The organism is Actinopolyspora biskrensis (assembly GCF_013408175.1).
Classification (GTDB): domain Bacteria; phylum Actinomycetota; class Actinomycetes; order Mycobacteriales; family Pseudonocardiaceae; genus Actinopolyspora; species Actinopolyspora biskrensis.
On the sequence record NZ_JACBYW010000003.1, the window covers coordinates 521722 to 540749 of the forward strand.

Below are 19028 nucleotides of genomic sequence, written 5' to 3' on the forward strand. Positions count from 1 at the left end.
TGCTCCCGCGTCCCACGGCCGCGGCGACCGCTCACCGGGCGAGAGCCACCTGATGTCGTGCGAGGAGGATCGATGAAATCACGACGGCCCGCCCGCGGACGGCTCCTCGGAAGCCTCGGCGGACTCGTGCTCGCGAGCACCCTCGCCCTGGGGGCCGTGCCCGCCGGGGCAGCCGCTCCCCCGAAGCAGTGGACCCCGGAGGACCCACCGCTGACCACGCCGTGGACCGAACAGGTCGGACCGGACAACGCCCTGCCGGAGTACCCGCGCCCCCAGCTGAAGCGGAAGCGCTGGAAGAACCTCAACGGCGAGTGGAGGTACGCGGGCGGGGCCACCCCGCCCGACAGGCACGGTCGCCTCGACGAGCGAGTGCTCGTCCCCTACCCCGTCGAGTCGGGACTGTCCGGCGTCCAGCGCCACGACGACCACATGCTCTACCAGCGCGAGTTCGAGGTCCCCCGCTCGTGGCGCGGTGACGAGCTGCTGCTGCACTTCGGAGCGGTCGACCAGCAGGCCACCGTCTGGGTGAACGGCAGGCGGGTCGGTTCGCACCAGGGCGGGTTCACCTCGTTCACGCTCGACGTGAGCGACGCGCTGCGCCCCGGCAAGCGGCAGCGGGTGACCGTGGCCGCCACCGACACCAACGAGGAGAGCTCCTACCCGGTCGGCAAGCAGAGCAACCAGCCCGGCGGGATCTTCTACACCGGGTCCTCGGGAATCTGGCAGACCGTCTGGCTCGAACCGGTCTCGGACGCCCACCTGAGCGAGCTGAACATCACTCCGCGGCTCGACTCGCGGATCTTCCGGCTCGAACCGGAGGTACGCGGGTCCGAAGCCGCCCGCGTCGAAACCGTGGTCTCCCACGAGAACGGCGAGACCGTCTCACGAACCAGCACGGAGGCGGGAGCGACGGTGGAGGCCCCGGTGCCGGAGCCCAGGCTGTGGAGCCCCGACGACCCCTACCTCTACGACCTGACGGTGCGCCTGCTGGACGCCTCCGGACGTGAGCTGGACCGGGTCGACAGCTACGCGGGCATGCGCTCGATCGGCCTGACCACCGACTCGCAGGGCAGACAGCGGATGGCGCTCAACGGCGAGATCCTGTTCCAGCAGGGAATGCTCGACCAGGGGTTCTGGCCGGACGGGCTGCACACTCCCCCCACCGACGAGGCCATGCGCCACGACATCACCCGGGCCAAGCGGATGGGCTTCAACATGCTGCGCAAGCACATCAAGGTCGCCCCGAAGCGCTGGTACCACTGGGCCGACCGGATGGGGATGCTGGTCTGGCAGGACATGCCCTCCCTCTCCGCAGGGGTGGGAGGCACCAACGGGCCCCCTGACGAGCAGGCCCGGGCCAACTTCGAGGCCGAGACCGAAGCGGTCGTCGACCAGCTCGACAGCGTGACCTCGCTGGTGACCTGGGTGCCGTTCAACGAGGGCTGGGGCGAGTTCGACACCGCCCGCGTCACGCGCGAGATCGAACAGCGGGATCCCGACAGGCTGGTCGACGCCTCCAGCGGGGTCAACTGCTGCAACTCGCTGCCCGACACCGGGGCCGGTGACATCTACGACGACCACACCTACGTCGGCCCGGGAACCCCGACGGCCACGGCCGACCGCGCCGCCGTGGACGGCGAGTACGGCGGCCTCGGGCTCGTCGAGCAGGGCCACCTCTGGCCCGGTGAGCCACACGCCTACGAGATGACCGACAACGGTTCCGAGCTCACCGAACGCTACGACCGGCTCTCCGAGGACCTGATCGGAGCCATCGAGCGGAACGGGATCTCGGCGGCGGTCTACACCCAGGTATCGGACGTGGAGAACGAGGTCAACGGCCTGATGACCTACGACAGGAAGGTCACCAAACCCGATGTGGACTCCATCCGCGAGTCCAACCGGGCGATCATCGACGCCGGAACTCCCCGAGCCACCCGCGCCCCGGGCCGGGTGGGCAGCCGCGGCGCTGCTCGCCCGGCCCCGCGAGTCCGGTGATGCCGAGCCCCCGCGCCGCCCGGCCGGCCCAGCGGAACGGGAGGGCACCACCGGACAACGCCGATCCACGACACGAACGGTTCGACCGGAAAGGACGTTCATGAGCGATTCCGACACCGCGGGGCGCGGCTGGAGCAGGCGCAGCGCGCTGACCACCCTCACCGCGACCACCGCGGCAACGGCGCTCGGCGCCGGGTCCGCCGCCGCGCACTCGGTGCCCGGACATCGCGGTCCGGGGCACGACCGGTACGAGCAGACCGCCAACGGCAGGCTCTACGAGATCCGTTCGGGCCGGAACCGCGCCGTCGTGGCGGGAGTGGCCGCGACCCTGCTGTCCTGGCGGGTGGGCGGCGACGAGATGCTGCTGACCCACGAGCCGAACGACCCCGGCGAGGGATACCAGGGGAAAACCATCCTCCCCTGGCCCAACCGGATCGACCGGGGAACCTACGAGTTCGGCGGTGAGCGGCTCCAGGTTCCGATCAACGAACCGTCCAGGCAGGCGGCGCTGCACGGCCTGATGAACTTCGTCGAGTGGGAGCCGGTGCGCCACGGGGCCGACAGCGTGCGGCTGCGGTACCTCCTGCACCCGCAGTACGGCTACCCGTTCTCTGTGGAGTTCTCGATCGAGTACGCGGTGGACCGACACGGCGTGCGGTGCACGCTCACCGCCGAGAACAGGGGAAGTGCCGCGGCCCCCGTGGGTTGGGCCAACCACACCTACCTGGCGGCCGGTCCCGGCGGCACCGACCGGATGGGACTGCGACTGCCCGCCGAGACGTACTACCGCACCAACGACCGGCTCATCCCGACGGGAACCGCCGCGGTGTCCGGCACGGAGTACGACTTCCGCGAAGAGCGCGAGATCGGTGCGACCGAGATGGACACCGCGTTCAAGGACCTCGCGCGCGACGGCGACGGGCACGCGGTCGTGCAGTTCGGACTGGAGGACGGCCGGGAGGTGCTGCTCTGGATGGACGAGGCCTACGGCTACCTGCAGGTCTACACCGACGACGCCCCGAGCGAGGACCGCGGGCAACCGGCCAGGTCGGGGATCACCGTCGAACCGAACACCTGCCCGCCGAACGCGTTCGTCACCGGTGAGGCCGTACGTGTTCTGCGGCCGGGCGAGCGGCACACCGCGACGTGGGGGCTGCGCTCAACGGGCTGAACGTCGGGCCGCGGGGCAGGGCCCTGTCCGGGAACCGCCTTCCGGTTCCCGCGAATCGGCAAGGCGGTTGCCCGCAGAGCGTTGCTCGCCTGGCGACGCGCGGAGCCGCGGGGTCCCTCTAGACTCTTCCGAGCCGTTTCCGCCCGCCCGAGAACACCGGCTGGGTGACGGGAACGGCCCGAGGAGGAAGCACGAGAGATCCGTGAAGGAACGGGGTTGACCACTCACCACGTGCGCGGCCCGATCTCCGCCGCCGTGGCGCGGCTGTGCGAGGAACTGCGTCCCCGTGTCGGGCAACGAGCCGCCACCGGTTTGGGCGAGGTGCTCGACCGGCTGAGCGCGCCGCTGCAACTCGCCGTCGTGGGGCGAATCAAGTCGGGCAAGTCCACACTGGTCAATGCCCTGATCGGGCGCCGGGTGGCACCGACCGACGTGGGCGAGTGCACGAAGGTGGTCACCCGGTTCCAGTACGGGACGGTCGATCGGCTCGAGGTCGTCCTGCTCGACGGGAACAAGTACTCGCTGCCGTTCACCGCCGGAGGGGCCATCCCCACCGACCTAGGGGTGCGCCTGGAGCGGGTGTCGCACGTCGAGGCGTACCTGACCAACGCCGTGCTGCGCGACCTGACCGTGATCGACACCCCCGGGCTGGGTTCCCCGGACGACGACTCGGTCGCCCGCACCGAGGCCGTGCTCGGCACCGCGGAGCGGGCCGGGCGCTCCGAAGGCCCAGAACGGCTCGATCCCGTTTCGCACGAAGCCGTCGCGGGCGCCGAGGCGGTGCTCCACGTGATCACCCAGTCGGTGCGGGCCGACGACCGACAGGCCCTGTCCGCGTTCAACGCCGCCACGGGCGGTCGTCCCTCCGGACCGGTCAACGCGATCGGCGTGCTGAACAAGGCGGACACGATCGAACCGGATTCGGTGCGCGGCGGCGAGGGCGGGCTGTGGACGGCGGCACGGGCGCTGGCCGCGGACCAGGAACGGCAGCTCAAACCACGTGTCGCCGACGTGCTGCCGCTGATCGGGCTCCTCGCCGAGACGTCCGAGGCCGGTGAGTTCACCGCCTCCGACGCAGAAACGCTGCACCGGCTGGCCGCGCTGGACGAGTCGACGAGACGGACCATGCTGATCTCGGCCGACCTCTTCACCGAGTGGGAGTGCGCGGTTCCCGCCGACGCCCGGGCACGGCTGCTGGAACTGCTGGATCTGCACGGTATCCGATGCGCTCTGGAGAAGATCGACGCCGATCCGCACATCACCGCGGGACGGCTGCGGAGCGAGCTGCACGAGGCATCCGGTCTGTCCACACTGCTCACGAGGCTCAACGCGGTGTTCCGCGGCCGCGCTGACGGCATCAAGGCCGCCGCGGGGCTCGCCTCGGTCGCCGCCGTGGCGCAGTCCTGCACGGACCCGAACGAGCGCGAGCGGCTGCACGCCGCGATGGAGGGACTGCTGACCCAGCCGCAGGCGCACCAGCTCAGGCTGCTCGAGGCGCTGACGATGATCTCGGCCGGAACGGTCACCCTGCCCTCCGACCTGCTCGACGAGGTTCTGCGACTCGGCGGTTCCGAGGACTTCTCCGAAAGGCTGGGGATGCCGGGAGCCCCCGTCGAGCGGATGACCGAGTTCGCCTTGGAGCGGGCGAAGTGGTGGCGCTCCTTCGCCTCGCTGGGAGCGACCCCGGCCCAGAGCCGGGTGGCGCACGTGGTGCACCGTGCCTACTTCCTGATGTGGCGCCAACTGCGGTAGAACTCCGTCGGCGCGGGCCGCCGGGGCGGAGTTTCGGCACCGGGAGCACCGGAGCCGGGAGACTCCGCGGCGGTTCCGGTCGCTCAGGGTGGGCGGACGGTCCGCGCTCCGTGACCAGGGCTCCGACCTCGGGATTTTTCACCCGAAGGTGGAACCGACGAGGCCGCGTTCGCGTCGGAGGCGACCAGGCACGCACATCGTTCCCGACCGTCCTCGAAGACCGTCCCGCCGATGATCGGCGTGCGAGACGACGACACCGAATTCGGAAGCACATGGCCGCTTTGAGCAACGAACCACTCGTCGATCCGCTGGGCCGGGCACTGGCCGAGCGGGAGACGCTGATCCGACTGTGCATGTACGCCTACGACAGGGCACGCAGCACCGGGGTCACCGAACGCCTGGAAGAAGGCATGAGCTCGATCGGAGTGACGGCGTTGCGTCCACGGGGAGAGCCTTTCGACCCGTCCCGGCACGAGGCCGGCGGCACGGTCCACACCGCGGACCACACGCTGGACGGCCTCATAGCCGAGACCGAGACTCTCGGGTTCGCCGATCGCGGCCGCATGTTGCGCCCCCCTGTGGTGGTGGTGTACCGGCTGGATTCGGCGGAGGCTCCGCCCGGCTGACCACTCCACGAACGGCCGCATCCGTCCGAACCCTGCTCGACCGAGGAAACCCATGTCGTCGAACTCCCCGATCGACCAACTGCCCGGCGCCGACGTGGCGGCCGCGGCCCAGTTGCCCACCCAGGTCAAGCAGACCCGCGAGTCCCTGTCCGCCCTGCTGCGCGAGGTCGATCCGGAAGCGGCCGAGTGGGTGGAGCGGATTCGCGCCGACCGGCCGCGCACACCGAGCGCGGTCGTGGTCGGGGAGACCAACCGCGGCAAGAGTTCACTGGTCAACGCACTGCTGGGCGAGCAGGGCCTTTCTCCGGTGAACGCGGGTGCGACCACCTCGACCTACCTGTGGTTTCAGCACGGCTCCGAGTGGGCCGGGTACGCGTGCCATCCGGCGCGCGACGGCCCGCTCCGCTTCGGGATGGATGAGCTTGGCGAGCGGGTCTCGGGCACCGGGGAGGCCCCGAGCGGGGAACTCCCGACCCGCTACATCAGGGTCGACGCGCCGATCGAGCTGCTCGAGGAGCTGACGGTGGTCGACACACCAGGTGTGGGCGGGCTCGAGTCGGTCCACGGCGAGTTGGCGGCCGAGGCCGCGGCCTCGGCGACGGCGCTGCTGTTCGTCGTGGACGCCTCGGCGCCTCTCGGACGTGGCGAGCTGGACTTCCTGCGCGGGGTGAGCGACCGGGTCGAGACCGTGCTGTTCGCGCTGACCAAGACCGATCAGCACCGGGGGTGGCGACGCGTCCTGGAGGAGAACAGGAAACTGCTCGCCGCCCACGCCCCCCGCTTCGCCGAAGCGCCCTTCCACCCGGTCTCCGCGCGCATGGCCGAACTGGCCGGCCGGACGCCGGACGCGCGGAAGGCCGAGGCGCTGTGGGAGCGTTCCGGGATCGCGGAGCTGCGTTCCGCGCTGCGTCAGCTGCTCGCGGACCACTCGGCGATGCTCGGCGAGGCCAACACCATGCGCGGTCTCTCCACGGTGCTGGACGAGCTCGTGTCCAGGTTGGAGGCCGAGAGGCGCGCGCTGAGCTCGGGGGAGCAGGAGGCCGAGTCGCTGCGCAGCCGGCGTGACGAGCTGACGGCCGAGCGGAAGTCCTCCACGCGCGGCTGGCAGGTGCGGCTCAGGGGGCAGGTCCAACGCGCGCGGGTGGAGGTGAATCACGAGGTCACCGACCGCGTGCGCGAGGTGCAGAACTGGTTTCGGCGCGAGATCGACGCGGCCGACAGGGACCGCCTGGAACAGCTCCCCCAGCAGGTCGACTCGGCCCTGCAGCTGGTGTCCGGCCGGATCGCCGAGCTGTTGTCCACCCGGTTGGACGAAGTGGCCGGGTCCTGCCTCTCCGAGCTGTTCTCCCCTGCCGAGTTGAACGTGATCCGCTCCCAGTTCACCAGGGGGAACAGAGCTCCGGTCTCGTTGCGGCGGCCGGACAGACGACCGCCGACGGCCGAGGACAAGCTGCTGGTCTTCATGGGGGTGTCCGGCGGCCTCGGGGTCGGCCGTGCCGCCGCGCTGCCGCTGGCCGGCGCCGGTGTGAGCGCGTTGAACCCGATGGTGTTGCCGGTGACCATCGTGCTGGGCCTCGGCGCGGGCTGGTGGATGGCGCGCACGCGCAGACACGCGGCGGACAAGCAGCACATGAAGCAGTGGCTGACCGAGGCCATCGCCGAGGCGCGCTCCACATTGGAGCAGCTGGTCTCGGAACAGCTCATCGAGGCCGAACAGCAGTTGGCCCTGGCACTGGACGACGCGCTGGGCAGGCGGGTCGAGGCGATCGAGGGTGAGCTGCGTGAGACAGACCGCGCGCTGAAGTTGGACTCGGCGGAGCGGAACCGGCAGCTGCGGACCGTCGACCGGCGGCTGGAGGAGCTGAGAACGGGCGGGGAGAAAGTGGACGAGCTGCTGGAACGGATCCGCGCGCTGCGCGATCGCTCCCCCTGATCCCGAGTCGTCACCCCGGCGATCCGGTCCCGAAGCACGACGGTGGACGAGTCGACGCCTCCCCCGACCGAGGTGTTCGGCGGTGACGCGGCGTCCCCTGACCGGCACAACACGTGCTCCCCCGAACAGGACCTGCTCACCTCTTCTTGTCCCCGCTCGAGCGGCGGAACTCGGACGACCCCGCCGAAATGACCCCGGGACGTGAACGTTGTCACGCCACAGTGGGCTCGATATAGGTTAGCCTAAGTTCTCGGAAAGTTAGGCTAACCTTGCTCAGGAGGTCGTGCCACGAACCGCCCACCACCGCACCGCAGCACGGGACACCGTCCGTCCGGAGCACCGAGGGACACGTGCCGCTCGCGCTCACCACACGCCGAACACCCCCTCGCACCCGCCACAGGCACCGAAACGATCAGCGCAACACCGAGCACCGAGGAGGACGGGTCATGAGTTTCCTCGCCTACCAGAACGAGGAACCGTCCGGAACACCAGCACAGCAGGCGGATCCGCGCGAGAACCTGCTGGACGAGCACAACACCGCCGCCTACCGCGCATCGGTCCTGCAGGGCGTCGAACGCGTGATCGGTGAGCTCACCGGCCGGGACAGGCCCACCACCGGAATCCAACCCGAGCAGCTCGAACCGGAAACCAAGCGGATCGACCTGGACTCCCCGCTGCGGGACACGAGCGAGGCCCTCGACGAACTGGAGAAGGTCTACCTCCGCGACGCGGTCCACTTCCACCACCCGCGTTACCTGGCGCACCTCAACTGCCCGGTCGTCATCCCCGCGCTGCTGGCAGAGGCGATCGGCTCGGCGATCAACTCCTCGCTGGACACCTGGGACCAGAGCGCGGGCGGCACGTTCATCGAACAACAACTGATCGACTGGACGGCCGGACGCATCGGCCTGGGCGAGAAGGCCGACGGGGTCTTCACCAGCGGAGGGACCCAGTCCAACCTGCAGGCCCTGCTGCTCGCCCGCGAACAGGCCCTCGCCAGGCAGGAAACGAACCCGGACACCGGCTGGCAACTGTCCAGGATGCGGATCCTGACCGCCCGCGACAGCCACTTCAGCATCGTCAAGGCGGCCAAACTGCTCGGCCTCGGCGCCGAATCGGTGATCCCGGTGGACTGCGACGAACAGCGGCGGATGATCCCGTCCGCACTGGACGCCGAGCTGGACGGCTGCCGCGACCGGGGGCTGATCCCGATGGCCGTGGTCGCCACCGCGGGCACGACGGACTTCGGCAGCATCGACCCGCTCCTGGAAATAGCCGGGAGCTGCGCCCGTTCCGGGGCCTGGATGCACGTGGACGCGGCCTACGGCTGCGGGCTGCTGGTTTCCGGCAAGGGCCCGTCCCTGACCGGGATCGAACACGCCGACTCGGTCGTGGTCGACTACCACAAGTCCTTCTTCCAGCCGGTCAGCTCCAGCGCCGTGCTCGTCCGGGACCGGGAGACGCTGCGGCACGTCACCTACCACGCCGACTACCTCAACCCGGAGCGCCACGCGGAGCAGCGGATTCCGAACCAGGTGGACAAGAGCATCCAGACCACGCGGAGGTTCGACGCGCTCAAGCTCTGGCTCACGCTGCGAACGATGGGGCCGGACGCACTGGGAGGGCTCTTCGACGACGTGCTGGACCTGGCGCAGCAGGCGTGGGAGGTCCTGCACGCCGACCCCCGCTTCGAAGTGGTCACCCGCCCCGAGCTCAGCACGCTGGTGTTCCGCTACGTCCCCTCGGCGGACATCGATCCCGAGCTCTGCGACCGGGCGAACCTGCACGCCCGCGGCGCGCTGTACGAATCGGCGGCGGCCGCGATCGCGGAAACGGTCGTGGACGGGCGCACCCACCTGAAGTTCACCCTGCTCAACCCGAGAACCACCCGGGACGACATCGCCGAGGTGCTCGAACTCGTCGCCGAACACGCCGGGCGGCACCTGGAGGAGAACGACACCACCGGGCTCGAACAGCGCCGAGCCAGCTGATCGAGGTTCGAGCTCCAACAGCGCCGAACCAGCCGAGAACACGACGAACCGGAGCACGGATGCAACCGACGCACGACTTCATCGCCATCGGGGTCGGGCCGTTCAACCTCGGGCTCGCCTGCCTGACCGAGCCGATTCCCGAGCTGAACGGGCTCTTCCTGGAGAGGAAACCCGACTTCGACTGGCACAGCGGGATGATGCTGGAGAACAGCACCCTGCAGACGCCGTTCCTCGCCGACCTGGTGAGCATGGCCGACCCGACCTCGCCGTTCTCCTTCCTGAACTACCTCAAGGAGGTCGGCAGGCTGTACTCCTTCTACATCCGCGCCGACTGGTTCCCACCCCGGCTCGAGTACAACGACTACTGCCGCTGGGCGGCGCGCAAACTCGGCAACGTCCGGTTCGGCAACGAGGTGACCTCGGTCGAGTACGACGAGCGCTCCGAAACCTACCTGGTGCACGCCACGGAGCTGTCCAGCGGACGCGTCGACACGCACCGGGCGCACCGCCTGGTGCTCGGGACCGGGACACCGCCGCACGTCCCCGAGGCGTGCCGCGACCTCGGCGGTGACGCCTTCCACAACTCCGAGTACCTGAACCGCAGGGACTCGTTGCTGAACAAGGACAGCGTCACCGTCGTCGGCAGCGGGCAGAGCGCGGCCGAGATCTACTACGACCTGCTGGGCGAGATCGACAAGCACGGCTACACGCTCAACTGGGTGACGCGCTCGCCCAGGTTCTTCCCGCTGGAGTACACGAAGCTGACCCTGGAGATGACCTCTCCCGAGTACACCGACTACTTCCACTCGCTCCCGGAGCGCACCAGGGAGTCGCTGCTGGCCGAGCAGCACGGCCTGTACAAGGGGATCAGCGCCGAACTGGTCGACAACATCTTCGACCTGCTCTACGTGAAGAACCTCTCGGAACGCTGCTCGACCAGGCTGATGACCAACACCGCGGTCACCGCGGCGCGCCACGACCCGGACAGCGGCCGGTACACGCTGAGCCTCCGCCAGCAGGAGCAGGGCAAGGACTTCACACTGGACACCGAGGGGCTGGTGCTGGCCACCGGATACCGCTACGAGGTCCCCGAACTGCTCAACCCCGTGACCGACCGGATCAGCTGGGACGAGTCCGGGCGCTTCGACGTCGGGCGGAACTACGGCATCGACCCGAAGGGCGCGGAGATCTTCGTGCAGAACGCCGAGCTGCACACGCACGGATTCGTCACCCCGGATCTCGGGATGGCCGCCTACCGCAACTCCTGCATCATCCGGGAGATGCTCGGCGAGGAGTACTACCCGATCGAACGCGGAATCGCCTTCCAGGAGTTCGCCGCTCCCGAGCAGCGGAACCGAGCGGGAGAGGAGTCCGCGGCATGAACGACGTCGTTTTCACCCGCACCGACCGGGAGCTCGGGGAGTTCGCGGTCCGCCACGTCGACCCGGCCGCGGACGTCGGCCTGCTGCACCGCTGGCTCACCCACCCCAAGTCGGCGTTCTGGCTGATGGGCGACGCCACGCGGGACGACGTGGCACGGCAGTTCGCCGACACAGCGGCCGCTCCCGGGCACGACGCGCTGCTGGGAACGCACAACGGGACTCCGGCCTTCGTGATGGAGCGCTACGACCCGGCGAGCAGCGAACTGGCCGATGTGTACCCGGTGCTTCCGGGCGACGTGGGCATGCACTTCCTGGTGGCTCCGACCACGACGCCCCTGCGCGGATTCAGCCTCGGCGTGCTCCGCACCGTCATGGAACTGCTGCTGTCCGATCCGGGCAACCAGCGCGTGGTCGTCGAACCCGACGTGCGCAACACCTCCGTGCACCGGCTCAACCGCGCTGTCGGGTTCCAGGAGGTCGAAACCGTGTCGCTGCCGGGCAAGACGGCCCTTCTCAGCACCTGCACCCGCTCCCAGTACCACGCGACGGTGCCCGACGAACACGATCAGGAGGTATCCCGTTGAGCAGCAGCAGTGCAGCCGCACCGCGCGAGGCCGCGGCCCATCTGACACCGCACCACTGGGAGACCGCCAACCGATTACTGGTGCGCAAGGCGCTGGCCGAGTTCTCCCACGAGCGCCTGCTGGAACCCGCGGAAACCACGCCGGGACACTACCGGGTGAGCAGCGACGACGGGCTGGTGGAGTACCACTTCGCGGCCGAGGTGGGGAGTCTGCGGCACTGGCGGGTCGACGCCGACAGCATCACCAGGTACTCCGAGGGGGACGAGCAACCGCTCGACGCGCTCGCCCTGTTCCTGGAGTTCCGGAAAACCCTGGGGCTGTCCGAGAGCACGCTTCCCGTCTACCTGGAGGAGATCAGCAGCACGCTGTCCAGCAGCGCGTTCAAGCTCGCCGCGCCCGCCGCGCGCTCCGCGGAGCTGCTCGACGCGGGTTTCCAGGAAGTGGAGTCCGGGCTTACCGAGGGGCACCCGTGCTTCGTGGCCAACAGCGGGCGCATCGGGTTCGACAGCACCGAGTTCACCGAGTACACCCCGGAGGCGGGGCAGCCGGTCTCCCTGGTCTGGATGGCCGCGCACCGCGACAGGTCCACCTTCACCGTCTCCTCCGAGACGAGCTACGCGGAACTGATCTCGTCCGAACTGGACGAGGCGGAACGTGCCGGGTTCACCGCAGGACTGCGCGAGCGCGGACTCGACCCGGAGGAGTACCACCTCTTCCCGGTGCACCCGTGGCAGTGGGAGAACAAGCTCTCGGTGACCTTCGCCGCCGAAGTGGCGCGGAACAACCTCGTGTACCTCGGCCGCGGTTCCGACGCGTACCGCCCGCAGCAGTCCGTCCGCACCATGTTCAACGAGAGCTCGCCGTCGAAGCACTACGTGAAAACGGCGCTCTCGGTGCTCAACATGGGCTTCCTGCGCGGGCTGTCCGCCGAGTACATGAAGGCGACCCCGGCCATCAACGACTGGCTGGCCCGGGTGATCTCGCGTGATCGGCAGCTCGCCGACTCCGGGTTCGACATCCTGCGCGAGCGGGCCGCGATCGGCTACCACAACGAGTACTACGAGTCCGCCTGCGCGAAGAGCTCCCCCTACCGCAAGATGCTGGCCGCGCTCTGGCGGGAGAGCCCCGTGCCGAAGCTGCGTTCCGGGCAGCGGCCGGTGAGCATGGCCGCGCTGCTGCACGTGGACCGCTTCGGGGACTCGGTGGTCGGCGAGCTCGTGTCCCGCTCCGGGCTGGAGCCCGAGGTCTGGCTGCGCCGCTACCTGGACGTCTACCTGCGGCCGCTGCTGCACCTGTTCTACGCCTACGACCTGGTGGCCATGCCGCACGGCGAGAACATCATCCTCGTGCTGGAGGACGGGGTCCCCCGAGGAGCCCTGCTCAAGGACATCGCCGAGGAGATCGCCGTGCTCGACGCCGACGCGGAGCTGCCGCCCGAGGTCGAGCGGATCCGGTCGGTGGTTCCGGAGCACCTGCGCGAGCTGTCCCTGCTCACCGACGTGTTCGACTGCTTCTTCCGCTTCCTGTGCTCGATCACGTCCGCCGAGGGCGTGCTGAGCGAGGAGGTCTTCTGGAGGACCGTGGCCGAGTGCGTGACCGACTACCAGCGGGACAACCCCGAGCTGCGGGACGAGTTCCGGCGGCACGACCTGTTCACCGAGTGGTTCTCGCTGTCCTGCCTGAACAGGCTGCAACTCGGCGACAACGAGCAGATGGTCGACCTGCAGGACCCGAGCAGCGCGCTCGCCTTCGCCGGGACCCTGTCCAACCCGATCGCGCCCTACGCGCCGGACCCCGTGGAGCGGTGACTCCCGCCCGCCGGTGGAACGTTTCGCGTGAAACGTCCCACCGGCGGGCGGGCGGGGTTGGGGTCGACCAGCTCCTCGAACAGAGCTTCGGTGAGCCTGTCCGGCCCCAGTCGGGGTCGTGGGCGATGTCGTGGGTCGCGGTGAGTTCTCCCAGCGTGTCGGCGTCGGTGCGCGAAGGTGTGAACTGCATGTGGTTCGTGGTCAGCAACTCGCGGGCGGTATCTCCGTCGGTGTCTCGGCATCGACGATCAAGGACTCTTCCGTCGTGTGGTCGGTCATGACGACCTCGGTGGCTCGTTCGGACAGTACTTTCTGTTCCTGGGCTGACAAGCCCAGGCGATTCCAGGCGAAAACCGCGTGGTGGGCCAGCACCGCGCGTAGGCCCCGTTCGAGCTGTCCGCGCTGGGCGTGTTCGTCGAGTGTGCTACCGGCGGCTGCGAACGCATCGAGCCAACCGTGGATCGGTGCGAGCGGACCGCTTTCGGCCAGGCTTGCCGCGTCGGCGGTCATCAACCGCTGCATGTTCTGCCGCTGCTGTCGAGTGATCGGTAGTGGATGGGTGGACTCGTCGTTGCCGGTGTGTCGCATGCGGGCGATGCGGTTCCACACGTCGCCCTGTTCGTACCAGTCCAGGCCCGCGCCGCGGAGCAGAGCACTGATCAGCAGTACGCCGAGTTCCCGGCGTCCCGGTTCGGGCGAGGATTCGGCGGCGTGCTGGCGGGCGAGGTAGGCCAAGATGTTGCTGCTGTCGCCGTGGAACAGCCTGTGGGCGGTGGTCATCGCAGCCGCGCCGCCGAAGGCCAGTGTTTCCGGCTCGTAGATGCCGTGGGCCCACCAAGCCACTTCGCCGGTGGCGGTCAGGTCTTCCAGGGTCCGTGCCAGGTAGGTGCGGGCAGCGGTGTCGCCGAGGTAGCGCAGCCGCCAGTGCGGGTGTTTGCGTACGAAGAACCACTGGTCGAGGCGGCCGTCGTGCTCGGCGGTGGCCAGGGGCGGGTGGAGACGTCGTGCTGCGGTGGTCTCGGCGTTGTCCCAGTCGGTCCATTCGATCAGCAGCTGTGGCCAGCAGTCGTGGTCGTCATCGGAGTCTTCGCGTTGCCCCGGGGTGGTGCTGTCGGGAAGCATCCTTGGTCCTCGTCAGTTCAGTAGGAGACTCGCGTCCCATGCGCATGAATCGGTGCTGGCGGCTGTGGTGTGCAGGGTGAGGGCTATGCCGGCGGCGCCGGTCAGGAATTCCGGCGAGTCCGTGTGCTGGTGCTCGGTCAACGTGCTGATCAGTTGTGGAAGGTGCTCACCCAGGTCTTCGGTGACAGCGTCCGCGGCCATGCGCCAGGTGGTTTGTACGAGTCCGGCGAGTCCGTGGCACAGGCCGGGTTCGGTGAGGTAGGTGCGTTGCTTCGGGTCGGTCAGGCAGCCGAGCAGCGCGGCTTCGCTGGTGCGCTGGCGGGTCGTGTCGCCCAGGGCGAGGGCGGCGAGCTGCTGGGCACGGGCCAGCCCGGGGGTGCCGTAGCACCAGGAAGGTCGTCCCGGCCCCGTGATGGGAGCGTCGTCGCGTATCTGGGCGTGGGTGAGCCAGTAGGGCCACCACGGTCCGGCTGGGTGGGGTTGTTGCCAGGTGTCGAGCCAGGTGCAGATCCGGTCGAGGGCGTCGATGTGTCCGTCCACGGTGATGCCGCGACGCGCTGCTCGGGCGAGAAGAGCGAGTGGTCCGGTGATGCCGTGGGCCATGCCGAGGTTGGCGTGTCCGTGGGTGAATGCCGGGTCGGGGTCGTCGGGGCTCGGAGCGTGGTCGACCCACCAGCCTGGCGACCCGTCCGGGTGCGGGTGCGTCAGGCGCACCAGGTAGGACAGCACAGCACGGGTGCTGTCGTGGTGGTTGCGTTGCAGGTGGTATGCCCCGAGGCCGGTGAGCCCGCGCATGAGGTCGTACTCGCGGAAGGTCGTGGGGTGTCCGCGGTCGATGCGGGTGTGGGCGGCGGCCAGGCGGCGGAAGGTCAGGTCCGTGATGCTCGTGTCGAGTTGGGACAGGGCGCGGGTGAGTGTGCCCGGCCGTGCGCGAGTGACGAGGTGGGCGGCGAAGGCGCAGGCTGGGGCTCCGAAGAACAGTCCGGCATCGTCTCCGGCGGACAGGTCACCGCTGAGGGCGGTGGTCAGCCAGGTGTGGGCACTCGCCCGGTCGTCGTGGCCGGAAGCGGCGCGTTCGCTGTGCAGAAGGGCGATCCCGGCCGCTCCGGAGGCCAAGGACTGCGCCGATGCCCCCGTCTCGGCGAGCCGCTCCGGGGACGTGAGGTTGTGGGCGATGTCGGCGGCGGCCTCCAGCGTCGTCTGAACGGTGGGGGTCATGCGGTTCCTTGCTTCCGACGGCTGGTGATGCTCAGGGCGGCGGCGCGGGCCAGGTGCAGACACCGGCGTTCGCGGTCGGGGTCGATGCCGGTCATGCGCACGTGGTGCAGGTGCAGGAAGTCGCGCAGGATCTCCGTTGGGACCGCAGTTCCGGGCGAGGTGATGGACTGGCGATAGCTGGTCAGTGCGTGGGCACGGGTTCTCCATGCGGCGAGGGTGGTGTCGCCGCCGGGCAACGCGCGTAGCGCAGTCCACTGGTCGTGGGGGGTGGCGAGTTCGAGTGCCTGGTCGCGGAGTCCTCGGGGCGGGGCTGGTGTGTGGGTGCGGGGGATGTGGTCGATCAGCCACCGCGTCCCCTGCTCGATGTTGCCGAGGTAGGAGATCACCAGGTCGACCATGCTCGCGGCCGTGATCGCCTCGCTGGACGCGCCCGCGCGGGTGTGTTCCAGCTGCGTGAGCACGGCCGCGGAGTCGGCGGCGAAGAGGGATTCGGCCGCGCGCATGGCTTCCCCGTCGCCGAACCGGCCGGTTTCGGGGCGATAGGTCTCCAGGGTCATTCCGCCCAGCAGACCTCGTTGGCGCAGGGCGTGAGCCCAAGCGCTGACACGGGCGGCAGCGGTTCCGAACTCGTCGGGGTGGTTCAACCGGATGCGCAGCCGCAGGTGCGGGTGGGGGTCGGCATAGCGCAGGAACCACCACTGCGGGTGGTTGTCCCACTGGTCCAGCAGCCGAGGCAGATGGTCGGTGAGGAGGTGTGTCTGCCGGTCGGGATGGCCGTGGAGCTGGGCGTAGAGCCAGGTTCCGGCTCCGGGCAGGTGTCCGTGTTCACGAGCGTGCACGGTGACGGGAGAGCGCGTGCGTGCCGCGGGTCCGGCCTCTGGGGCGGCTGTGGAGGTCATCGGGGCGACGAGGTCGTGAGCGCGGCCGTCGATCCAGTCGAAGGCACCGGGCGGGGGTGCTTCACGTAGGGTGAGGCGCTCGTTGCGGTCGAGCTCGGTGCGCAACAGCTGCTGGTGGGTGGGGTCGTCCAGGTTCAGGTGCAGCCGTTGATCACCATCACCGAGGTACACGTCGTCGGCGACGTGGAACCGGTCTCGCCAGGTGGCCAGTGCTTCGGCCCATCGGGTCCCGTCGGCGTCGTGCGGCAGTTCGCGGGAGGTAAGTGTCCACTGGGCGGGAGCGAGGATGCTGCGCTGGTAGCGCACGCGCGGTAGGTATGGCAGCTGTCCTGCTGCTTTGCCCCAGGCGAAGGGGCCGAGGGTCGGGGTGCGGGCCGTGGTGATCTCGGCCAGAAACCGAGCCAGCGGGTGTGTGTGGTGGGTGAATTCCACGGCATTGACCATGATCGGCTCAACCACCTGCCCGTGGGTGAGTGAGACGAGGTAGAGGCGGTCGAGGTCGCCGGTCACGGTGAGGTCGTCGACAGCGAGCCGGTTCACGCGATGCTCACCCAGGGACAGCACCTCGGGCAGCACAGCGGGACTGCGGGCGACGTTGTGGGTACGGGTGTGCAGCGGTGGGCAGGAGAGCTGCACGGGAACGGCCTCTCGGGCGAGTGTGGGAAGCCGAGCGTAGGTCTCCGTCAGGCGCTTGCGTTCGGGCTCGGCGAGCGCGTCCAGGAAACGTCCGGTCAGGGTGCCCGCCGCACGGGAGATTCCGGCAACCGCTAACTCGAACTCGCCACGGTCGATGGCCTCGGGGGTTGTGGCGTGGACACGAAACGAGAGTTCACAGTGTGGACGACGCCGCGGAGTCTCGGAAGTGGCTGCCAGCGCGGCCACCGTGTCCTCGTCGAGGTGGACCTCCCGGCGTTGATCGAGGGCGGCCCGTTGTGCCAGGGAGAGCAGCCGCGCGTCCCGCTCGGAGAGGCCCTGTTGCCCCACGTCCAGGAGGGAGTCCCGGTATCCGGCGGGATAGCCGAGCCCGGTGTCGGGGTCGAGCAGGTCGCGAACGGGTACGTGCGCGCCGGGTCCGTAGCGTTCGAGGAACCGGTGGTGGTAGTCGATCCACTCGGTGCTGCCCTGAGGGTGCGGGCTCAGGCGTGCAAGCACGTCTACCGTGGATTCGGCCTCCCGCCAGACAGGTTCGGGAAGACTCACCGAGCAATCGGCGTGCAGATCCACCATGACGGGCTTGTCGGTGGCAGCCAGGGCCGACATCCGTGTCGACAGCGATCTGCGCAGCGCGCCGGGCTCGGACGGAGGCGTCGCGGCGTTGTGCCGGGCGAACTCGCCCCGCACCTCGCGCAGCTCGTTGATCAACGCGACCGCGTCCTCCGGAAGTTCGTCCAGGTCGAAGGTGTCGAGTTCGGCCACGACGTGCTCCACCGAGTCGGTGCTGGTCATGGGAGGACGCAGGTTGCTGATCAGCACGCGTTGTTCGATCAGCTCATCCACCATGTGCTCGATCGCCGCGAGCGAGCTGCGGGGAAACTCGTGCTCCAGCCTGGTTATCAGGGCGGTAACCGGGATGGGGGTGTCGGCGGTTCGCAGGGCGATGTCGACGGCACGGGTGTAGCGCACCGAGATCTCGGCGGGTCCCTTGTGGTCTGTGCGTGGCTGGTGGGTGATCACGAGTCGGTCGCCGCGGGTCTCGGCGATGTTGGTGGACACCACGCGAAGTCGGTGCCGGAGCGCTCGACACCGTTCCAACGAGGTGATCACCTGATTGATCCACTCGGACTCGGCCCGCGCATGGACACGGTGATCCACGAGTCCGGCCTCCGTCAGCTGGTCGGCGGTACCGACGTGATGCGGGAACAGTTGGAACATCTCGTCACGATGGGCGACCTGCCGCATGTCACTCTACAAGTACTGCCGTTCAGCGCGGGCGCGGTGCCCGCGCTCGGCGCACCGTTCATCATCCTCTCGTTCCCTGACCAGGAAGACCCCGACGTTCCATACACGGACTACCTGACCGGCTGCGTCTACGTGGAGGACGAGGACGAGGTCGCATCGTATAACCTGAATTACAGCGCTCTTGAACAAGCGGCGCTGACCCCCGCAGACTCGACAGAGTTCCTCTCCAAGCTTGCCGGGGAGCTATGAGTACAAGGAGCACCCACATGACCGCCCCAGACTTCAGTCAGGCTCGCTGGCACAAAAGCAGCCGCAGCAACGGCGGCGGTGCAGCTTGCGTCATGGTGGCGCACGTGCCCACCGCCACCGGCGTCGCCGACAGCAAACTCGGCGACGACAGCCCCGTCCTGCCGTTCGGCAAAACCGCGTGGACACAGTTCCTCGACGCGATCAAAAGCGACCGCCTCGACAGCTGATCCCGCTTCGCGAAGTCCCGCTCGATGTGCCGTCGGGCGGGACTCCTTCATGGTAGGCCGCTGTGCCCAACGCTCCAAAGTTCAGTTGACCAGCTCGATCACGACATCACACGCCGCATGAGACCTCAGCTCATGTTCCGGAAGGTTTCTGGGCCGTGATCCCAGCACCGAA

14 protein-coding genes are annotated in these 19028 nt (G+C 69.0%); 11 read left to right on the top strand and 3 right to left on the bottom strand.

The window, feature by feature from the left end; genetic code table 11:
• The first annotated feature begins 72 nt into the window (after positions 1-72).
• The 9 genes from FHR84_RS10825 to FHR84_RS10865 all read left to right on the top strand — a co-directional run bounded on the left by FHR84_RS10825 (position 73) and on the right by FHR84_RS10865 (position 13242).
• Positions 73-1995: a glycoside hydrolase family 2 protein gene (locus FHR84_RS10825; RefSeq protein WP_246300419.1), complete on the top strand. Its 1923-nt coding sequence runs from the start codon at positions 73-75 to the stop codon at positions 1993-1995.
• A 100-nt stretch (positions 1996-2095) separates the two neighbouring features.
• On the top strand, positions 2096-3166 hold the full coding sequence (locus FHR84_RS10830; protein ID WP_179535318.1) for an aldose 1-epimerase family protein: 1071 nt from the start codon (positions 2096-2098) through the stop codon (positions 3164-3166).
• 216 nt (positions 3167-3382) lie between these two features.
• Positions 3383-4918, top strand: a complete 1536-nt coding sequence (locus tag FHR84_RS10835) for a dynamin family protein (RefSeq protein ID WP_179535319.1) — start codon at positions 3383-3385, stop codon at positions 4916-4918.
• Between the two features lie 281 nt (positions 4919-5199).
• On the top strand, positions 5200-5544 hold the full coding sequence (gene grpE, locus FHR84_RS10840) for a nucleotide exchange factor GrpE (protein WP_218862639.1): 345 nt from the start codon (positions 5200-5202) through the stop codon (positions 5542-5544).
• A gap of 52 nt (positions 5545-5596) precedes the next feature.
• On the top strand, positions 5597-7477 hold the full coding sequence (locus FHR84_RS10845) for a dynamin family protein (RefSeq protein WP_179535321.1): 1881 nt from the start codon (positions 5597-5599) through the stop codon (positions 7475-7477).
• A 446-nt stretch (positions 7478-7923) separates the two neighbouring features.
• On the top strand, positions 7924-9468 hold the full coding sequence (locus tag FHR84_RS10850) for a pyridoxal phosphate-dependent decarboxylase family protein (protein ID WP_246300420.1): 1545 nt from the start codon (positions 7924-7926) through the stop codon (positions 9466-9468).
• Positions 9469-9527: 59 nt separating this feature from the next.
• Entirely contained in the window at positions 9528-10850 is a 1323-nt protein-coding gene (locus FHR84_RS10855) for a lysine N(6)-hydroxylase/L-ornithine N(5)-oxygenase family protein (protein ID WP_179535322.1), read from the top strand.
• On the top strand, positions 10847-11434 hold the full coding sequence (locus FHR84_RS10860; RefSeq protein WP_179535323.1) for a GNAT family N-acetyltransferase: 588 nt from the start codon (positions 10847-10849) through the stop codon (positions 11432-11434). The genes FHR84_RS10855 and FHR84_RS10860 overlap by 4 nt, the downstream gene beginning before the upstream one ends.
• Positions 11431-13242: an IucA/IucC family protein gene (locus FHR84_RS10865; protein ID WP_179535324.1), complete on the top strand. Its 1812-nt coding sequence runs from the start codon at positions 11431-11433 to the stop codon at positions 13240-13242. Before FHR84_RS10860 ends, FHR84_RS10865 begins: the two co-directional genes overlap by 4 nt.
• A gap of 201 nt (positions 13243-13443) precedes the next feature.
• Here FHR84_RS10865 and FHR84_RS10870 read toward each other — a convergent pair whose 3' ends face one another.
• Genes FHR84_RS10870 through FHR84_RS10880 form a run of 3 tightly spaced genes read right to left on the bottom strand, consistent with a single transcriptional unit; the run spans position 13444 to position 18380 of the window.
• On the bottom strand, positions 13444-14364 hold the full coding sequence (locus tag FHR84_RS10870; protein WP_179535325.1) for a thiopeptide-type bacteriocin biosynthesis protein: 921 nt from the start codon (positions 14362-14364) through the stop codon (positions 13444-13446).
• A 12-nt stretch (positions 14365-14376) separates the two neighbouring features.
• The gene (locus FHR84_RS10875; RefSeq protein ID WP_179535326.1) at positions 14377-15582 is read right to left on the bottom strand and encodes a lanthionine synthetase C family protein; all 1206 of its coding nucleotides are present in this window, start codon (positions 15580-15582) and stop codon (positions 14377-14379) included.
• Positions 15579-18380, bottom strand: a complete 2802-nt coding sequence (locus FHR84_RS10880; protein WP_343075227.1) for a lantibiotic dehydratase — start codon at positions 18378-18380, stop codon at positions 15579-15581. Before FHR84_RS10880 ends, FHR84_RS10875 begins: the two co-directional genes overlap by 4 nt.
• Here FHR84_RS10880 and FHR84_RS10885 point away from each other — a divergent pair.
• Both FHR84_RS10885 and FHR84_RS10890 read left to right on the top strand, forming a co-directional pair.
• Entirely contained in the window at positions 18276-18629 is a 354-nt protein-coding gene (locus tag FHR84_RS10885) for a DUF5753 domain-containing protein (protein ID WP_179535328.1), read from the top strand. The genes FHR84_RS10880 and FHR84_RS10885 overlap by 105 nt on opposite strands.
• A gap of 17 nt (positions 18630-18646) precedes the next feature.
• Positions 18647-18856, top strand: a complete 210-nt coding sequence (locus tag FHR84_RS10890) for a DUF397 domain-containing protein (protein WP_179535329.1) — start codon at positions 18647-18649, stop codon at positions 18854-18856.
• Positions 18857-19028 lie beyond the last annotated feature (172 nt).

What these genes read in the sequence shown, in the direction of transcription:
- FHR84_RS10855 (WP_179535322.1), top strand. Translation starts at nt 9,528, where the DNA reads ATGCAACCGACGCACGACTTCATCGCCATCGGGGTCGGGCCGTTCAAC.
- FHR84_RS10860 (WP_179535323.1), top strand. Translation starts at nt 10,847, where the DNA reads ATGAACGACGTCGTTTTCACCCGCACCGACCGGGAGCTCGGGGAGTTC.
- FHR84_RS10875 (WP_179535326.1), bottom strand. Translation starts at nt 15,582, where the DNA reads ATGACCCCCACCGTTCAGACGACGCTGGAGGCCGCCGCCGACATCGCC.
- FHR84_RS10845 (WP_179535321.1), top strand. Translation starts at nt 5,597, where the DNA reads ATGTCGTCGAACTCCCCGATCGACCAACTGCCCGGCGCCGACGTGGCG.
- FHR84_RS10825 (WP_246300419.1), top strand. Translation starts at nt 73, where the DNA reads ATGAAATCACGACGGCCCGCCCGCGGACGGCTCCTCGGAAGCCTCGGC.
- FHR84_RS10880 (WP_343075227.1), bottom strand. Translation starts at nt 18,380, where the DNA reads ATGCGGCAGGTCGCCCATCGTGACGAGATGTTCCAACTGTTCCCGCAT.
- FHR84_RS10870 (WP_179535325.1), bottom strand. Translation starts at nt 14,364, where the DNA reads ATGCTTCCCGACAGCACCACCCCGGGGCAACGCGAAGACTCCGATGAC.
- FHR84_RS10850 (WP_246300420.1), top strand. Translation starts at nt 7,924, where the DNA reads ATGAGTTTCCTCGCCTACCAGAACGAGGAACCGTCCGGAACACCAGCA.
- FHR84_RS10890 (WP_179535329.1), top strand. Translation starts at nt 18,647, where the DNA reads ATGACCGCCCCAGACTTCAGTCAGGCTCGCTGGCACAAAAGCAGCCGC.
- FHR84_RS10830 (WP_179535318.1), top strand. Translation starts at nt 2,096, where the DNA reads ATGAGCGATTCCGACACCGCGGGGCGCGGCTGGAGCAGGCGCAGCGCG.
- FHR84_RS10885 (WP_179535328.1), top strand. Translation starts at nt 18,276, where the DNA reads ATGGACACGGTGATCCACGAGTCCGGCCTCCGTCAGCTGGTCGGCGGT.